Origin of the sequence: Sphingomonas rubra (assembly GCF_900115745.1) — a bacterium.
Taxonomy (GTDB): domain Bacteria; phylum Pseudomonadota; class Alphaproteobacteria; order Sphingomonadales; family Sphingomonadaceae; genus Sphingomonas; species Sphingomonas rubra.
The window spans coordinates 1-13,758 of sequence record NZ_FOXP01000001.1; the positions used below are offsets into that span (position 1 = coordinate 1).

The following is a 13,758-nucleotide window of genomic DNA, read 5'->3' on the forward strand; positions in this document are numbered from 1 at the left end:
CCGGTGAACCGCCTGCCCGAGCCGATCGAGTGGCTGAGCGATAACGGCAGCTGCTACGTCGCGCGCGACACCCGAGCCTTCGCCCGCGACATCGGGCTGATCCCGCGCACCACCCCGGTCAGCAGCCCGCAGTCGAACGGCATGGCAGAAGCGTTCGTCCGCACCCTCAAGCGCGACTATGTCCGCGTGAACCCCAGGCCGGACGCCCAGACCGTCATCAAGCAGCTGCCAGGCTGGCTCGCCCACTACAACGAGGTGCATCCGCATCGCGCTCTGGGCTATCGATCACCCCGCGAGTACATCGCGCAAACCCGCGAGGACCCGTCAGGCCTTTAGGGGGCAACAACAGCGCCTCTTGAAAGCTCTGGTGCTCGACGGTGAGGTTCACCTGTACGCCCGCCAAGGCGTCGTGACGGAAACAGTGTGGATCGGCCTGCTATTTGACGGCAGGCGGACGGCCGATGGCGCGCACTACATCAAGCCAGACCCGGAAGAGGTCGCCCGTACCTACGGTGAGGAAGTTGCGGAGGCGATTAAGGGCAAGGCCATCATGGATGATGTCGAGTTGCACCGTGAGGAATGGAGAGATGAGCCGCGCGACGTGCCTTTCGCATTAATGCTGACTGATCAGGTGGATTTCGAGGCAGGTTCCCTAACGTTTGAACGGTACGGCAAAGACATCCCTGATGACTGGCTTTCCACGGCAGAAGAGACGTTTTCGAGATACAATCGGGAAAGCACACAACAGATTGTGCTTGGCGATCTATGCTGTTCGCTCGAACAAATCGAACTGCTTGCACCCCAGGCATCCGCCCCGACGCCTATAGCCCAGTCGCAGGCTGTCGAAACGTCGCGGAGTGGGCCTGGCCGCCGGCCCAAATGGGATTGGGAAGGTGCGCTCGCGGCTGTGACCGCAATCGCGAACGGGGTGGACGGGCTGCCGACTGGCTTAGGCGCGCAAGCCGAAGTGGAACGCCTGCTGGCTGACTACTTCACCGCTCAGAGCGGCGGCGCACCTTCGGAAAGCGAGCTTCGCAAGCGGGCTAGCCGCATAATGCAAGCGATCGACGAGCACGGCAAAGAAGGCCGGAAATGACAATCTAGGCCTTTGTCGGCCTTTATCGGCCGAACTCGAATGGCTTCCATGCTCAACCATCCACGTCCGCACGCCGCCTTGGCGCTTCCAGCGGACGGTGGAGGTTAAGTTGGAACCGTTGCTGCTACCCATATCAGACGCTGCGAAAGCCCTCGGCCTCGGCCGATCGAAGACCTATGAACTGATCGCGGCCGGCCGACTTGAAACCGTCGCCATTGGTCGGCGCCGGCTGGTGAAGGTCGATAGCCTCAAGGCGCTTGTCGGAGCGTGTCAGTGACGGCGGATGCGCACGGGCAACGCTCGCGCTTCAACCAACTTAATGCCACGCTCCTGCCGCAGCTCCCTGCATTGGTGAAGCAGTGGCTTCCGATCGGCCGAGCGGCTGGAGCGGAATGGACTGCGTTGAACCCGCGCCGGCATGATCAGCGGCCGGGCTCCTTTCGCGTCAATCTCCGCTCCGGCCGCTGGGCGGACTTCGCGACAGGCGAGTGCGGCGGCGATCCTGTCTCGCTCTATGCCTACCTGTTCACCGGAGGCCGGCAGGGCGCGGCCGCGCGAGCGCTGGACGGCGGCAGGACTGCGGTTCGCCCGGTGAGCGCTGCTAAAGTCGCGAGAGCTGCTAATCCTGATGCTGATGAGGCACGGCGGATCGCTCGCGTTCGCGCGATCTACGCGGCAGCCGTGCCGATCGGCGGGCCCTCGGAAGCCTACCTGATCGGCAGGGGCTTGCGTCCGGTGCCCGCCTGGACGCGGCTCCGCGCGGCCCTTCTGCGCTATCCTGGCGCGGGCGAGCATCCCGCGATCGTTGCGCCTGTAACGGGCGCCAGCGGGGCTCTGGAAGGCATACAGCGCACCTTCCTCACGGCAGACGGGCGCAAGCTGTCGGTGCGCGATCCCAAGCTCTCGCTTGGCCGCGTGGGCGGTGGCGCAATCCGGCTTGCGGAGCCGGCGGCGGAGCTGTTGCTATGCGAGGGGCTGGAGGATGGCCTAAGCCTCGCGCGAGAGCTGCCGGGTGCCAGCGTGTGGGCGGCTCCTGGTGCGGGCATGCTCGTGGCCATGTGCCTGCCGCCGATCGTCTCTAGCGTGATTATCGCTGCCGACAATGATGCTGCCGGCGAACAGGCGGCGAGGCGGTCAGCCGAGGGGTTCGCGAGCGAGGGGCGGCAGGTGCGGATCATGCGCCCCAATCCGCCCTTCAAGGATTGGAACGATCAGCTTCGCGGTATCGCGCGGTGAGCCGGTTCGCGCCAGCACTGGCAGCAGCCGAGCCGGTTAACACGCCTGAGCCGCTGCCGCTCCGGCGCGCGCTGCCGCCGGCCGAGCCGTTCCCGCTGGCGGCGCTCGGCCCGGTGCTGGAGCGTGCGGCACGCGCCATCATGGATCGGGTGCAATGTCCTGATGCCATCGCGGCGCAGTCGGTGCTTGGAGCTGCTTCGCTGGCGGCGCAGGCGCATGCTGACGTGATCATCCCGGCCACTGGGCATGCTCGGCCGCTCTCGCTGTTCCTGGTGACGGTGGCGGCTTCCGGCGAACGCAAGAGCGCGGCCGATGGGGAAGCGCTGGAGCCGCTACGGCGACGTGAGGAAGCATTACGCGACCAATACGCGCGCGCGAGGCCGAGCTATGAGAACGCAAAGGCGGCATGGGACGAGGCGCGCAAGAAGGCGCTCGGCAAGGCCAAGGGCGACTATGCCGCCGGCCGAGATGCGTTGGAACGGCTTGGTCCGCCGCCTGTGCCGCCGCTCGCGCCCATGCTGTTGGTGCGCGAGCCAACGCTAGGCGGGCTGCACAAGCTGTTCGGAGAAGCGGAGCCCTCGCTTGGCCTGTTCAGCGATGAGGCCGGGGGCTTCCTTGGCGGTCACGGCATGAGCGAGGAAAACCGGCTGCACATGGCGGCGGGCCTCTCGGAGCTATGGGACGGTGCGCCGATCCGCCGCGTCCGTGTCGGCGACGGCGCGACGATCCTGCCGGGTAGGCGGCTGGCGGCGCACCTGATGATCCAGCCGGGCGTTGCCGACCGGCTGCTGAGCAACGTGGAGCTGGGGCAGCAAGGGCTCTTGTCCCGCCTGCTGGTCGCGGCACCCGCCAGCCTCGCCGGCACCCGCATGCAGCGCGCTGCCGATCCACACTCCCGCACCGCTTTAGACGCCTACACGCGCCGATTGCTGGACCTGCTGGAGCTGGACGCGCCCAAGCAGGATGGCGCCTTGAAGCCGCGCCGCCTGGAGCTGGACGGGCGCGCGGCGGACCTGTGGCGCGCACTCGCCGATGACACGGAGCGGCAGCTTGGACCCGGTGGCACGCTGGAGCCGGTGCGAGGCTTCGCTAACAAGCTGGCCGAGCATGCCGCCCGGCTGGCGGGCGTGATCCAGCTTACGGAGGTGCCGCAGGCTGGTAGCGTCGGCGGCGAGGCGATGGAGCGCGGGATAGCGCTCGCGCGCTTCTATGCCGGCGAGGCGCTGCGGCTGTTCCATACGGGCGCGATCCCGCCCGAAGTCGTTCAAGCCGAGCTGCTGCTGAGCTGGCTTCATGCGGATTGGGGCAAGCCGCTGGTGGGGATCGCCCACGTCTATCAGCGCGGGCCGAACTCCATCCGCACTAAGGCGAAGGCGCGTGCGGCGATCGACGTGCTGGAGGAACATGGCTGGCTGCACCCGATGCCGGACGGAGCCGAAACCGACGGGAAGCGCCATCGGGACGCATGGCGCGTGATCCCGCCGCTTTCGCAAGTTTCGCGGCTTTAGCAGGCCGCCACCGGAAAACGGAGATTTTGCATGGCAGGAGCGAAACCAGCGGGAACGCTACAGGTGGCGGAGAAGCCGGGAGTCTCGAAAGAGCGACAGTTAGCCGACGTGGCGCTCGATCCGCTGTTCGGTAGCGCGGTGATCGCCTCATCGTTCGGGAAGCCGTTCTCCGGCGAGACCGATTTCACGGCGCTGTATGAAGCGTTGCACGATCGCGCCAAGGCAATTCGGAGCAACAAGCTCGGCAGCGCAGAAGACATGCTGACGGCGCAGGCCGCTGCGCTCAACGCCATGTTCCTAGAGCTGGCACGGCGATCGGGCGCGAACATGGGCGAGTACATCCAAGCGGCCGAAACCTACATGCGGCTGGCGTTGAAGGCGCAGGCGCAATGCCGTGCCACGCTAGAGACGCTGGCCACGATCAAGAACCCACCTGTCGTCTATGCCCGGCAGGCGAACATCGCGAACGGGCCGCAACAGGTGAACAACGGCGGTGCCGCCCCTCGCGCGAGCGATCCGGCAAGCTCGCAGAACGAACTATTGGAGACGGAGCATGGCAAACGGCTGGAGCCCGGAACGGCGGGCGCGGCAATCGGCGGCGATCCGGCGCTGGAAGCCGTGGGAGCGATCGACGGGGCCGCAGACGGCGGACGGCAAGGCCCGCGCCAGCCGCAACGCCGACAAGGGCGGAAAGCGGTTGGCGCTCAGGGCTGAGCTGGCGCACCTTCGCGAGATGATGCGGGAGCTTGTGGCGGAGCAGCGGGAGGGGTGGTAGCTTCACCAAGCGCGATTGATCAGCAGATGGAAAACCGATGCGTAGCGAAATTCGAAACATCCGCTACCTCGCTAAGTCGGGTGCTTTCGGAAAGCCAAATGCGACGGGCCTCTATATTTATGGCAGGCGGCGGGATGGTCGCACCGTACCATGCCATAGCGAGGTGCAGCCGGACGGCGGCATACAGATTTATTCGTCTTATGCAGGTGCCGGTCCCTACCTGGAAGAAGACATGACGGAGTTTTCTGCGGAAGAGTGGGCGCGCGTCAGGAGTGCCGATGGCGCCTCCGCCGCGCGGCTTTGTAACGAGATACTCGACGCGCGGCCAGCTGACTAATTCGATCCAATCACGGACATTCCACCAACCGGCGAAGGCTGCTCATGGTGATCAGCGTTGCCCGACCGAGCTTCACAGTTTGCAACTCACCAGCCTTGATCAGCGCGTAAACGGTGGACCGACGAACGCCGATGAGTTGCATCGCTGTAGGGATGCGGACTGCCAGCGGCTCCAGCGGGCTATGTGCCGGCTCCGGCCGACCTTTCTTTGTTTCAACATTCGGCATGCATGCTCTCCAGCCGGAGGAGCATGGTCGCGCAACGCAAGGCAATTGGCCGATTAGCAGGGCGGCGGGACTGTAGGAAAGTGCCTCAGCCATGCCGCTGAGTTGGTAAGCTAATGGAGCAAGATCAACGACTTCGCTCTGTGTAACGTCGTCTAACGAAATGATGGCCGACGTATAACGGCTATTGGATGGCATCCTCAGTCACTTACACCTGCGGGACCCCGCGTAAGGTGTGCCGAAAATTCCGCTTCTGTGCCGCCGTGCTTAGGGTCGATCGCGCTTCCGGCACCTTCTTTGATTCGAGTAGCCGGGACGATCGCGGAAGCGCGGTTAGCTGCGTCGGTCGCTGCGCTAAGCCAAGTAGGCGCGCCAAGTAGGGCCGAGAGTGGGGCCGCAAAGCGGATGACTCGAAAAAGCGCCGAAATTGAGAGACTTACGGCAGGTAAGTGGCGGAGAGGGTGGGATTCGAACCCACGGTACCCGTGAGGGCACGCCGCATTTCGAGTGCGGTACATTCGACCACTCTGCCACCTCTCCGCAGAGGACTGATTGCCACCCTGGCGGGCGGCTTCGGCCGGTCGAGGGCGCGCCACTAACGCAAGGTCGGCGCCGGTGCAAGCGCTCCGCGCTTGTTGCGGCGCGCGCCAGCGACTAAATGTCCGGCATGCCCGAACATGTTACCCCGACCAACGGCGACGAGCCGGTCGCCCCGCCCGTATCGCACGCGCGCTTCGCCATCGGCGAGGTCGTCCGCCATCGCATGTTCGACTTCCGCGGCGTGATCTTCGATGTCGACCCCGTGTTCGCCAATACGGATGAATGGTACGAGGCGATCCCGGAGGCAATCCGTCCGTCCAAGGACCAGCCCTTTTACCACCTGCTCGCCGAGAATATTGAATCGAGCTACGTCGCCTATGTCAGCCAGCAGAACCTCGTACCCGACGACAGCGACGAGCCGGTCGACCATCCGGCGATCTCGGGCCTGTTCACCGGCTTCGCGGACGGTCGGTACAATCTGAAGCGCGAGCACCGACACTAGGCGCTCGCCCAGGTTTCGGCTGATCGCGCGACCCGCGGCCGAGCGATCGGGGTGCGGCATGGCGGTGCGAACGAGGATCGCTGGCGGCGATCATGGCATTGAGAATGCGGTCGCAGGCCATCGCGCGAAAGCTGTGCAGCGACCGATGCTGGAGTTCGAGCGGCATCGGTGCCTCCGCCTCAGCCAACGTCCCGGTACGCTGCGCATGAGACAGGATGGCGACGTAGCTCTCTCGCCGCCCCGTCCGGCCGGCGCGCCACGACTTGAGTCCGACGTCGCCCAGAGCAAGGCGCGGATCGGCAATCCGGTCGCCGTTCATCTCGACCGCAGGGGCGACGGAGAAGAGCGCGAAGGCGTACCTCGCCCGGTCGATTGCCGCGACCTGCAGCCTACGTCGTAGCGCTGTTTTCCGTGATCGCGGAGGGTGGCACCGCCGAAGTCGGATACGTTCCGCCGACAGCCGCAGATCCGGGCGGTGCTGGTGACCCCTACGGGAATCGAACCCGTGCTTCAGCCGTGAAAGGGCCGCGTCCTAACCGCTAGACGAAGGGGCCAGCGTGGGAGGCTGCTAGGCGAGGCGGGCGTCCACGTCAATCCGCCCATGCGGCGTCGTCGAGATGAAGTTCGGCGGCGGGGCGGCTGCCCCAGTCGTCGAGGCGGGCGCGGCCGGCGAGCCAGAGGCGGCGGTGGCCGGGGGCGGAGAGCAGAGCCTGGCCGAGCGGCGTGTCGGCGGCGCGGAAGGCCATGGCCTTGATGCTGCGGCCGTCATCGCCGGCGGCGATGGCGCGGACGTGGCCGTTGCCGACCACGTCGACCTTGACCAGGCGGAAGGGCCCGGCGGCGACGCGGGGAGCGGGCCAGCCGGCGCCGTAGGGGCCGCCCGCCTCCAGTGAGGCGACGAGATCGGGAGTGATGCCGCCGGGCGCGACGACGGCGTCGAGGAGCAGCGCGCGGTCCTCGCGCGCGCGGTCGATTGCGGCGGCGAGGCGATCGTCGAGGAAGCGGGCGAGGGCGGGGACCTGCGCCTCTTCCACCGTCAGGCCGGCAGCCATGGCGTGGCCGCCGCCGGCAAGAAGCAGGCCGTGCTCACGCGCGGCCATGATCGCGGCGCCGAGGTCGACGCCGGTGATCGAGCGGCCCGATCCCTTGCTGATGCCTCCCTCGTCGAGCGCGACGACGATGACGGGGCGGCCGAGCCGCTCCTTGAGGCGACCGGCGACGATGCCGATAACACCGGGGTGCCAGCCGTGTCCGGCGACGAGGACGACATTGGCCCGCGCGTCGATGCGGGTATCGGCCTCCAACTGGACGGCGGCCTCGATCGCGCGGCGGTCGTCGTTGAAGCCGTTCAGCTCCTCGGCGAGCGCGCGGGCCTCCGCAGGGTCGGTGGTGGTGAGCAGGCGCACGCCGAGATCGGCGCGGCCGACGCGGCCACCGGCGTTGATGCGGGGGCCTAGCGCGAAGCCGAGGTCGGTGCAGGTCGGCGCGCGGGTGAGGCGCGACGCCTCGATCAGCGCGGCGAGCCCGATGTTGCGGCGCTGCGCCATCACCTTCAGCCCCTGCGTGACGAAGGCGCGGTTGAGGCCGCGGAGCTGCGCGACGTCGGCGACGGTGCCGAGCGCGACCAGGTCGAGCAGGTGGAGGAGGTTGGGCTTGGGCCGGCCAGCGAAGAAGCCGCGCCGCTCCAGTTCGCGGACCAGTGCGGCGGCGAGGAGGAAGCACATGCCGACTGCGGCGAGATGGCCGTGGGCGGCGGCGTCGGCGGCCTCGTCGAGGCGGTTGGGATTCACCAGCGCATGGGCGTGGGGGAGAGCGCTGGCACATTTATGGTGGTCGACGACGACGATCTCGATCCCGGCATCACGCGCGGCCTCGAACGCCTCGAAGGCCTGGGCGCCGCAATCGACGGTGACGATCAGCGTCGCGCCCTCGGACGACAGGCGGTGGAGCGCGGCGGCGGAGGGGCCGTAACCCTCGGTCAGGCGATCGGGGATGTAGGGGCGGGGCTCGAGGCCGAGGTCGCGGAGCAGGCGCACGAGCAGCGCCGTCGAGGTGGCGCCGTCGACGTCGTAATCGCCGAATATCGCGATCTTCTCGGCCGCGACCACCGCGTCGGCGAGGCGGGCGGCGGCGCGGTCCATGTCGCGGAAGATCGACGGGTCGGGCATGAAGCCGCGGATCGAGGGAGCGCGGTGCGCGTCGACCTCGTCGGGCGGGCAACCGCGGGCGAGCAGGAGCTGGCGGACGAGCGCGTCCTCTCCCCCGCCTCCGTAACCCTGACCGCCGTCGCGGTCGTCGGCGGAGAGCGCGCGCCAGCGCCAGGGCTGGCCGAGGATGGAGTGGGCGACGCCCAGAACGGTCATCGCGGGGTCAACGGTAACGAAGGCGGAAGGGGCACGATCACTTTCATCAGCGGCGCTCAGTACCATTGCCGGGCGTTGTAGAACAGCACCAAGGGGGACTCCCCAGGGCACAGGATGTTGCCGGATCGAAGCCCTTGCCTCTGCGTCAAAGGTCCGTGGCTACACTGACCATTGATCGCCGTCTCAGCGAATCCAGGGGTTCTCCCGAAACCATTTGGTGATGATGTACTTGGTGCCGGCGACGACGGGCATGCCTTCGTGGATGGTCGCTTCGTTGGGGCTGCCGTCGGGCTTCATGTTGTTCCAGGCGAGGAGCAGGCCGCGACGGGGTGCGACGCGGATGCCGGCCTGGGGGAACCAGGTCGCGCCGCCTTCCTCCACGTCGTTCAGGTAGATCATCGCGGTCCAGGTGCGCTGGCCGCCCTCCGCCTGCATGCGCGGCCAGTAGCTCTCGGTGGCGTGAAAATAATCGTGATGGGCGCGGAATTGCTGGCCGGGGGCGTAGCGCTGGCCCTGCATCGTCTCGCCGTGCGCGGGATCGATGCCGAGGAGGGCGGCGATCCCCTCGTCGATCGGCTGCACGTCGCGGGCGTAGCGATCCATGTCGCAGCTGTCCGAGGTGCGGAAGCCTTGATCGTTGCGGTCGGACAGCAGGGTCGAGGGGCGGCGATGCGCGTCGATCATTGCCACCATGCGCGCGCAGGCCGCCGCGTCGAGGAAGTCGGGATAATAATAAACCTGCGCCGGATCGACGGGCGCGCGCTGCAGCGCCGGATTCGCGTCGAGCCGCGCGGCGACCGCCGCGCCCACCGTGGCGCGATTGGGGCTCGCCGAGGGCGATGCCGGCCTGGTCTTGCCGAAGAGCTTCATGAAGGCATCGTTCCGGGGCGGAGATAAGCGAACATGTGAGGCACGTAATCCGCCTTTCCGATTTCAACGCCGCCGGCGCGGATGATCGCGTACGCCATCACGACGTGGAAGTAGAACTGCGGCAGGGCCCAGTCGCGGACATATTGCTCGCCAGTCAGATCAAAAGCGACACCGCCCGGCAGGTCGATGGCGATCGACAACTCCGCACCCGCGTCGAGGGTGTCGCCAGGCAGGTCGGCCAGAAACGATAACGCTTCATCGATGCGCTTCATGGCATCCGCGAGCGAGCCGGGCACGTCGGCGGCATTACGACCCTCGGCGGCGATGGCATCCAGCCATTCGGGAACAGGTTCGCCCCTCAGCCGAAAGATCGCTTCCTGCGCCTGGAACACGGCGAACCGGATCTGAGCTGCAAGGGGCAACATATCAGCCGTCAGCCGCGCCGCCGGCAGGTCGTCGGCTTGGTCGGGCATCTGCCGCTGCGCTTTTTCCAGCAAACCCACCAGGGTCCGCAACATTTGTTGATATGTCGGAGCGAGAAGGTTCGTCAGCGTCATGGCCTGTATCGTACAGAGTCGCGATCACCGTGCAATGACGAGGGCGAGCCGGCCCCGCGGTCAGCCGATCTCGATGGTCAGGTGCCGCAGCGCACGCAAGGGATGGAGGCGGTGGCGGACGGTGGCGCCGTCGGCGACGCCCGTGACGCTGACCACCGCGGCGTATGCGTCCGGCCCGACGCGCCAGACGTGCAGGTCGGTGATGGCGGCGTCGCCCGGCGCCTCGATCAGGCGGCGTACCTCCGCGGCGATCCGCTCGTCGGTGGCGTCGAGCAGGATGGCGGCGGTGTCGCGCATCAGCCCCCACGACCAGCGCGCGATCACCGCCGCGCCGAGGATGCCCATCGCCGGGTCCATCCAGGTCCAGCCGAGATAGCGGCCCGCGAGCAGCGCGGCGATGGCGAGCACGGAGGTGAGCGCGTCGGCGAGGACGTGGACATAGGCGGAGCGGATGTTGTTGTCGTTTCCGTGCGCGGCGCCCGTGTGGGTGGGTTGATGGGGATGATGGTCGTGCCCGTGATGATTGTGGCCGCCGCCGAGCAGCAGCGCGCTGGCGACGTTCACCGCCAGGCCGAGCAGCGCGATCCAGGTGGCGGTGCCGAAATCGACGCGAGCGGACTCGAACAGCCGCAGCACCGATTCGCCGCCGATACCGATCGCGGCGAGGCCGAGCACCAGCGCCGAGGCGAAGCCGGCGAGGTCGCCGACCTTGCCGGTGCCAAAGCTGAAGCGCGGGTCGGCGGCGTGGCGCCTGGCGTAGGAATAGGCCGCGGCGGCGATCGACAGCGCGCCCGCGTGCGTCGCCATGTGGACACCGTCGGCGAGCAGCGCCATCGAGCCGGTCCAGTATCCGGCGGCGACCTCACCGACCATCATGACGGCGGTCAGCGCGACCACCCACAGGGTGCGGCGTGCGTTCTCGTCGTGCGCTTCGCCCAGGAAATCATGCGCGTGGGTGGGAGCGGCGGTCACGGGGCGCCTCCTGTGTCGCGCGGCGGGACCAGCGCGGGGACGGTGCGGGCGGCGTCGGCGGGATCGATGCCGGCACGCGCGCCGGCGGGGATCACCTCTTCGCCGCGCTGCGCGCGGGCGGCGCGGCGGATCGCGTCGACCAGGCGCGGGTAGACGCCGCAGCGGCATAGGTTGGTGACGGTGCGGCGGATCGTCTCTTCCGACGGATCGGGATCGCGGCGCAGGAGTGCGGCGGCCGTCATGACGATACCGGGAACGCAGAAACCGCACTGGACGACATTGTCGGCGAGGAAGGCGAGCTGGATCGGGTGCTCGCGCTCGCGTGACAGGCCCTCGATCGTGGTGACCACGGTGCCCTCCGCCTCGGCGATGGTCATCCGGCAGGAACGCACGGCGCGGCCGTCCACGTCGACGGTGCAGGCGCCGCAGTGACCGGTGCCGCAGCCATATTTCGCGCCGGTAAGGTTGGATGCGTCGCGCAGCGCCCAGAGGAGCGGGGTGGCAGGATCGAGGCGGTACTCGACAGCCTGGTTGTTGACGGTGAAGCGGGTCATCGGGGTGTGCGCGGGGGGATGGTCACTCCTACTCCCGCCAACTCGTGTCGATGCGATCGACCTTGCGCACCATGGCGGCGAAGTCGGCGGCGCCGGGGCCGCCGGGGACCTGGGCCATGTGGAGGTCGCGCTGGTGAACGGCGACCACCTCGTCCGACACGGGCAGCGGCTGGCCCATCGACAGGGTGGCGAGCTGGATTTCGCAGGCGCGTTGCAGCGACCAGTGTTTGATGAACGCCTCGGGCAGGGTCTTGCCCATCACCAGGATGCCGTGATTACGCAGCAGCATGACGCGCTTCTTGCCAAGATTGGCGAGGAGGCGCTCCCCCTCCTCGTCACGGACGGTGACGCCCTCGAAGTCGTGATAGGCGATCTGGCCCTGGAAGTTGCAGGCGTAGAAACTGATCGGCTGGAGGCCGCCTTCCAGCGACGACACCGCCATGCCAGCGGTGGTGTGCGTGTGCATGATGCAGTGCGCGTCGGGCAGGTGGCGGTGGAAGAGCGCGTGCTGGACGAAGCCGGCGCGGTTGACGCCGTAGGGGCTGTCGCTGAGCTTGTTGCCGTCGATGTCGATCTTGACCAGGCTGGACGCCGTCACCTCCGAGAAGTGGAGACCGAAGGGGTTGATGAGGAACGCGCCCTCCTCGCCCGGCACCTTCAAGGTGATGTGGTTGTAGATCATCTCGGACCAGCCGAGCATGTCGAACACGCGGTAGCAGGCGGCGAGCTGCTGGCGCGCCTCCCACTCGGCCGCGGTGATTTCCGGACGGGACAGGATTGCGGTGGCCATGGCGAGCTCTCTCCTTGCTGCGGCGCTTATCGCACGAGGGGAGGGGGCATTGCCAGCCCGCGGGCGCACGGTCATACCGGCCGGGCAACGAAAGGGGACCGCCCGGGTGGCCATCAACATGGATACGTCGTCCACCACCGCGCAGGCCGCCCAGGGCGACGCGGCGCACGGGTACGACGCGCCCGACCTGCGGGTGTTCGTGTTCGCGCTGTTCTTCATCTTCGGCGGGATCACGAGCCTCAACGACGTCATTATCCCCAAGCTGAAGGAGCTATTCACGCTCAACTACGCGCAGGCGCTGCTGGTCCAGTCGGCGTTCTTCGCGGCGTACGCGCTGTTCTCGCTGCCGGCGGCGGCGATCGTGCGTCGGGCGGGGTACATGAAGACGGCGACGATCGGGTTGCTGACGATGATGGCGGGATGCCTGCTGTTCATTCCCGCCTCGCGATCGGCGACGTTCGGCGTGTTCCTGTTCGCGCTGTTCGTGCTGGCGGCCGGCATCACGGTGGTGCAGGTGGTGGCCAACCCGCTGATCTCGCTGCTGGGCCGCCCGCAGACGGCGGCGAGCCGGCTGACCTTCGCGCAGGCGTTCAACTCGCTGGGCACGACGATCTTCCCGTATGTCGGGTCGATCGTGATCCTGGGTGGCTTGGCGACGGTGGACGCGTCGACGCTGACCGGTGCGGCGTTGGACGCGTACCGGGCGGCGGAGACGCAGGTCGTCACCAACACCTATATCGGCCTGGCGATCGCGCTGGCCGTGGTGGCGGCGGTGGTGTGGACCAAGCGCAACCGGTTGCAGGAGCAGCAGGACCATACGGGCTCGATCCTGCACGCCTTCACGCTGCTGCGCCGACCGCGCTTCGCAATGGGGACGGCGTGCATCTTCCTGTACGTCGGCGCCGAGGTCGCGATCGGGTCGCTGATCGTCAACTACCTGATGATGCCCGAAACGCTGGGGCTGAGCGATCAGGCGGCGGGCAAGCACGTTCCCTTCTACTGGGGCGGGGCGCTGATCGGTCGGTTCATCGGCGCGTACGTGCTGGCCCGGGTGTCGCCGGCCAAGGTGCTGGCGGGCGTGGCGGCGGGAGCGATCGCGCTGATCCTGGTCTCCGCCAACACGGTCGGAGCGGTGTCCGCCTGGTCGCTGCTGGCGATCGGGCTGGTCAACTCGATCATGTTCCCGACGATCTTCTCGCTGGCGAGCGAGGGGCTGGGCAAGCGGTCGGCCGAAGGGTCGGGCGTGATCGCCACCGCGATCGTCGGCGGCGCCGTCGTGCCGCCGCTGACGGGCGCGCTGGCGGATGCCAGCGGGTCGCTGCACCTGGCGCTGGCGCTGCCGGCGCTGTGCTACGCGATTATCCTGGCGTACGGAATCTATGCCCGTCGGTCGGTGGCGGTGGCGTAATCGCTGGCGGGAAAGGGCCGGAGGAGG

Annotated in this window: 16 protein-coding genes and 2 tRNA genes; 9 read left to right on the forward strand and 9 right to left on the reverse strand. The window is 67.7% G+C overall.

Annotated features, from left to right (window positions below; all coding sequences use genetic code 11):
* The 7 genes from BM145_RS00005 to BM145_RS15510 form a co-directional block, all read left to right on the forward strand.
* Positions 1 to 336 (forward strand): integrase core domain-containing protein (locus tag BM145_RS00005; protein WP_143090064.1); only part of this gene is annotated, 336 nt, incomplete at its 5' end.
* A 19-nt stretch (positions 337 to 355) separates the two neighbouring features.
* Positions 356 to 1,096 (forward strand): hypothetical protein, encoded by a 741-nt coding sequence (locus BM145_RS00010; RefSeq protein ID WP_143090065.1) that lies wholly within the window; start codon positions 356 to 358, stop codon positions 1,094 to 1,096.
* A 97-nt stretch (positions 1,097 to 1,193) separates the two neighbouring features.
* Complete coding sequence (locus BM145_RS00015) at positions 1,194 to 1,373, forward strand: helix-turn-helix domain-containing protein (RefSeq protein WP_245738974.1); 180 nt, start codon at positions 1,194 to 1,196, stop codon at positions 1,371 to 1,373.
* Positions 1,374 to 1,687: 314 nt separating this feature from the next.
* Positions 1,688 to 2,332: a DUF7146 domain-containing protein gene (locus tag BM145_RS15870; RefSeq protein WP_425441072.1), complete on the forward strand. Its 645-nt coding sequence runs from the start codon at positions 1,688 to 1,690 to the stop codon at positions 2,330 to 2,332.
* The gene (locus BM145_RS00025) at positions 2,329 to 3,840 is read left to right on the forward strand and encodes a YfjI family protein (RefSeq protein WP_093329774.1); all 1,512 of its coding nucleotides are present in this window, start codon (positions 2,329 to 2,331) and stop codon (positions 3,838 to 3,840) included. The genes BM145_RS15870 and BM145_RS00025 overlap by 4 nt, the downstream gene beginning before the upstream one ends.
* Before the next feature lie 108 nt (positions 3,841 to 3,948).
* The gene (locus BM145_RS15875; RefSeq protein ID WP_177200025.1) at positions 3,949 to 4,554 is read left to right on the forward strand and encodes a hypothetical protein; all 606 of its coding nucleotides are present in this window, start codon (positions 3,949 to 3,951) and stop codon (positions 4,552 to 4,554) included.
* A gap of 98 nt (positions 4,555 to 4,652) precedes the next feature.
* A complete protein-coding gene (locus BM145_RS15510; protein WP_143090066.1) occupies positions 4,653 to 4,952 on the forward strand; it encodes a hypothetical protein in 300 nt (99 codons plus the stop codon).
* 10 nt (positions 4,953 to 4,962) lie between these two features.
* On the opposite strand, the gene BM145_RS00035 is transcribed toward BM145_RS15510, so the two are convergent.
* Both BM145_RS00035 and BM145_RS00040 read right to left on the reverse strand, forming a co-directional pair.
* Positions 4,963 to 5,178 carry a helix-turn-helix domain-containing protein gene (locus tag BM145_RS00035; RefSeq protein WP_093329778.1) on the reverse strand — a complete coding sequence of 72 codons (216 nt, stop codon included), beginning with the start codon at positions 5,176 to 5,178 and terminating at the stop codon, positions 4,963 to 4,965.
* 447 nt (positions 5,179 to 5,625) lie between these two features.
* Positions 5,626 to 5,715, reverse strand: a tRNA-Ser gene (locus tag BM145_RS00040).
* 127 nt (positions 5,716 to 5,842) lie between these two features.
* Between BM145_RS00040 and hspQ the strand changes: the two genes are divergently transcribed.
* Positions 5,843 to 6,217, forward strand: coding sequence for a heat shock protein HspQ (hspQ, locus tag BM145_RS00045; protein ID WP_177200026.1), 375 nt, complete (start codon positions 5,843 to 5,845; stop codon positions 6,215 to 6,217).
* A gap of 479 nt (positions 6,218 to 6,696) precedes the next feature.
* Here the strand turns inward: hspQ and BM145_RS00050 are convergent.
* The 7 genes from BM145_RS00050 to BM145_RS00080 form a co-directional block, all read right to left on the reverse strand.
* Positions 6,697 to 6,771 (reverse strand) — tRNA-Glu (locus BM145_RS00050).
* A gap of 36 nt (positions 6,772 to 6,807) precedes the next feature.
* Positions 6,808 to 8,580, reverse strand: coding sequence for a single-stranded-DNA-specific exonuclease RecJ (gene recJ / locus BM145_RS00055; RefSeq protein WP_093329783.1), 1,773 nt, complete (start codon positions 8,578 to 8,580; stop codon positions 6,808 to 6,810).
* A 183-nt stretch (positions 8,581 to 8,763) separates the two neighbouring features.
* Complete coding sequence (locus tag BM145_RS00060) at positions 8,764 to 9,450, reverse strand: prolyl hydroxylase family protein (protein WP_093329786.1); 687 nt, start codon at positions 9,448 to 9,450, stop codon at positions 8,764 to 8,766.
* Positions 9,447 to 10,007 (reverse strand): DUF1993 domain-containing protein, encoded by a 561-nt coding sequence (locus BM145_RS00065; protein WP_093329789.1) that lies wholly within the window; start codon positions 10,005 to 10,007, stop codon positions 9,447 to 9,449. The genes BM145_RS00060 and BM145_RS00065 overlap by 4 nt, the downstream gene beginning before the upstream one ends.
* Positions 10,008 to 10,067: 60 nt before the next feature.
* Complete coding sequence (gene dmeF, locus BM145_RS00070; RefSeq protein ID WP_093329792.1) at positions 10,068 to 10,979, reverse strand: CDF family Co(II)/Ni(II) efflux transporter DmeF; 912 nt, start codon at positions 10,977 to 10,979, stop codon at positions 10,068 to 10,070.
* Positions 10,976 to 11,533, reverse strand: a complete 558-nt coding sequence (locus BM145_RS00075) for a (2Fe-2S)-binding protein (protein WP_093329794.1) — start codon at positions 11,531 to 11,533, stop codon at positions 10,976 to 10,978. The genes dmeF and BM145_RS00075 overlap by 4 nt, the downstream gene beginning before the upstream one ends.
* 28 nt (positions 11,534 to 11,561) lie before the next feature.
* Positions 11,562 to 12,323: a class II aldolase/adducin family protein gene (locus BM145_RS00080; RefSeq protein WP_093329796.1), complete on the reverse strand. Its 762-nt coding sequence runs from the start codon at positions 12,321 to 12,323 to the stop codon at positions 11,562 to 11,564.
* Positions 12,324 to 12,441: 118 nt separating this feature from the next.
* On the opposite strand from BM145_RS00080, the gene BM145_RS00085 reads away from it, so the two are divergent.
* Complete coding sequence (locus BM145_RS00085; RefSeq protein WP_425441073.1) at positions 12,442 to 13,731, forward strand: sugar MFS transporter; 1,290 nt, start codon at positions 12,442 to 12,444, stop codon at positions 13,729 to 13,731.
* Positions 13,732 to 13,758: the final 27 nt, after the last annotated feature.

Excerpts from the sequence above, each read along its gene's own strand:
- BM145_RS00035 (WP_093329778.1), bottom strand. The coding sequence starts at position 5,178 with ATGCCGAATGTTGAAACAAAGAAAGGTCGGCCGGAGCCGGCACATAGC.
- BM145_RS00065 (WP_093329789.1), bottom strand. The coding sequence starts at position 10,007 with ATGACGCTGACGAACCTTCTCGCTCCGACATATCAACAAATGTTGCGG.
- BM145_RS00085 (WP_425441073.1), top strand. The coding sequence starts at position 12,442 with ATGGATACGTCGTCCACCACCGCGCAGGCCGCCCAGGGCGACGCGGCG.
- recJ (WP_093329783.1), bottom strand. The coding sequence starts at position 8,580 with ATGACCGTTCTGGGCGTCGCCCACTCCATCCTCGGCCAGCCCTGGCGC.
- hspQ (WP_177200026.1), top strand. The coding sequence starts at position 5,843 with ATGCCCGAACATGTTACCCCGACCAACGGCGACGAGCCGGTCGCCCCG.
- BM145_RS00075 (WP_093329794.1), bottom strand. The coding sequence starts at position 11,533 with ATGACCCGCTTCACCGTCAACAACCAGGCTGTCGAGTACCGCCTCGAT.
- BM145_RS00080 (WP_093329796.1), bottom strand. The coding sequence starts at position 12,323 with ATGGCCACCGCAATCCTGTCCCGTCCGGAAATCACCGCGGCCGAGTGG.
- BM145_RS00060 (WP_093329786.1), bottom strand. The coding sequence starts at position 9,450 with ATGAAGCTCTTCGGCAAGACCAGGCCGGCATCGCCCTCGGCGAGCCCC.
- BM145_RS15510 (WP_143090066.1), top strand. The coding sequence starts at position 4,653 with ATGCGTAGCGAAATTCGAAACATCCGCTACCTCGCTAAGTCGGGTGCT.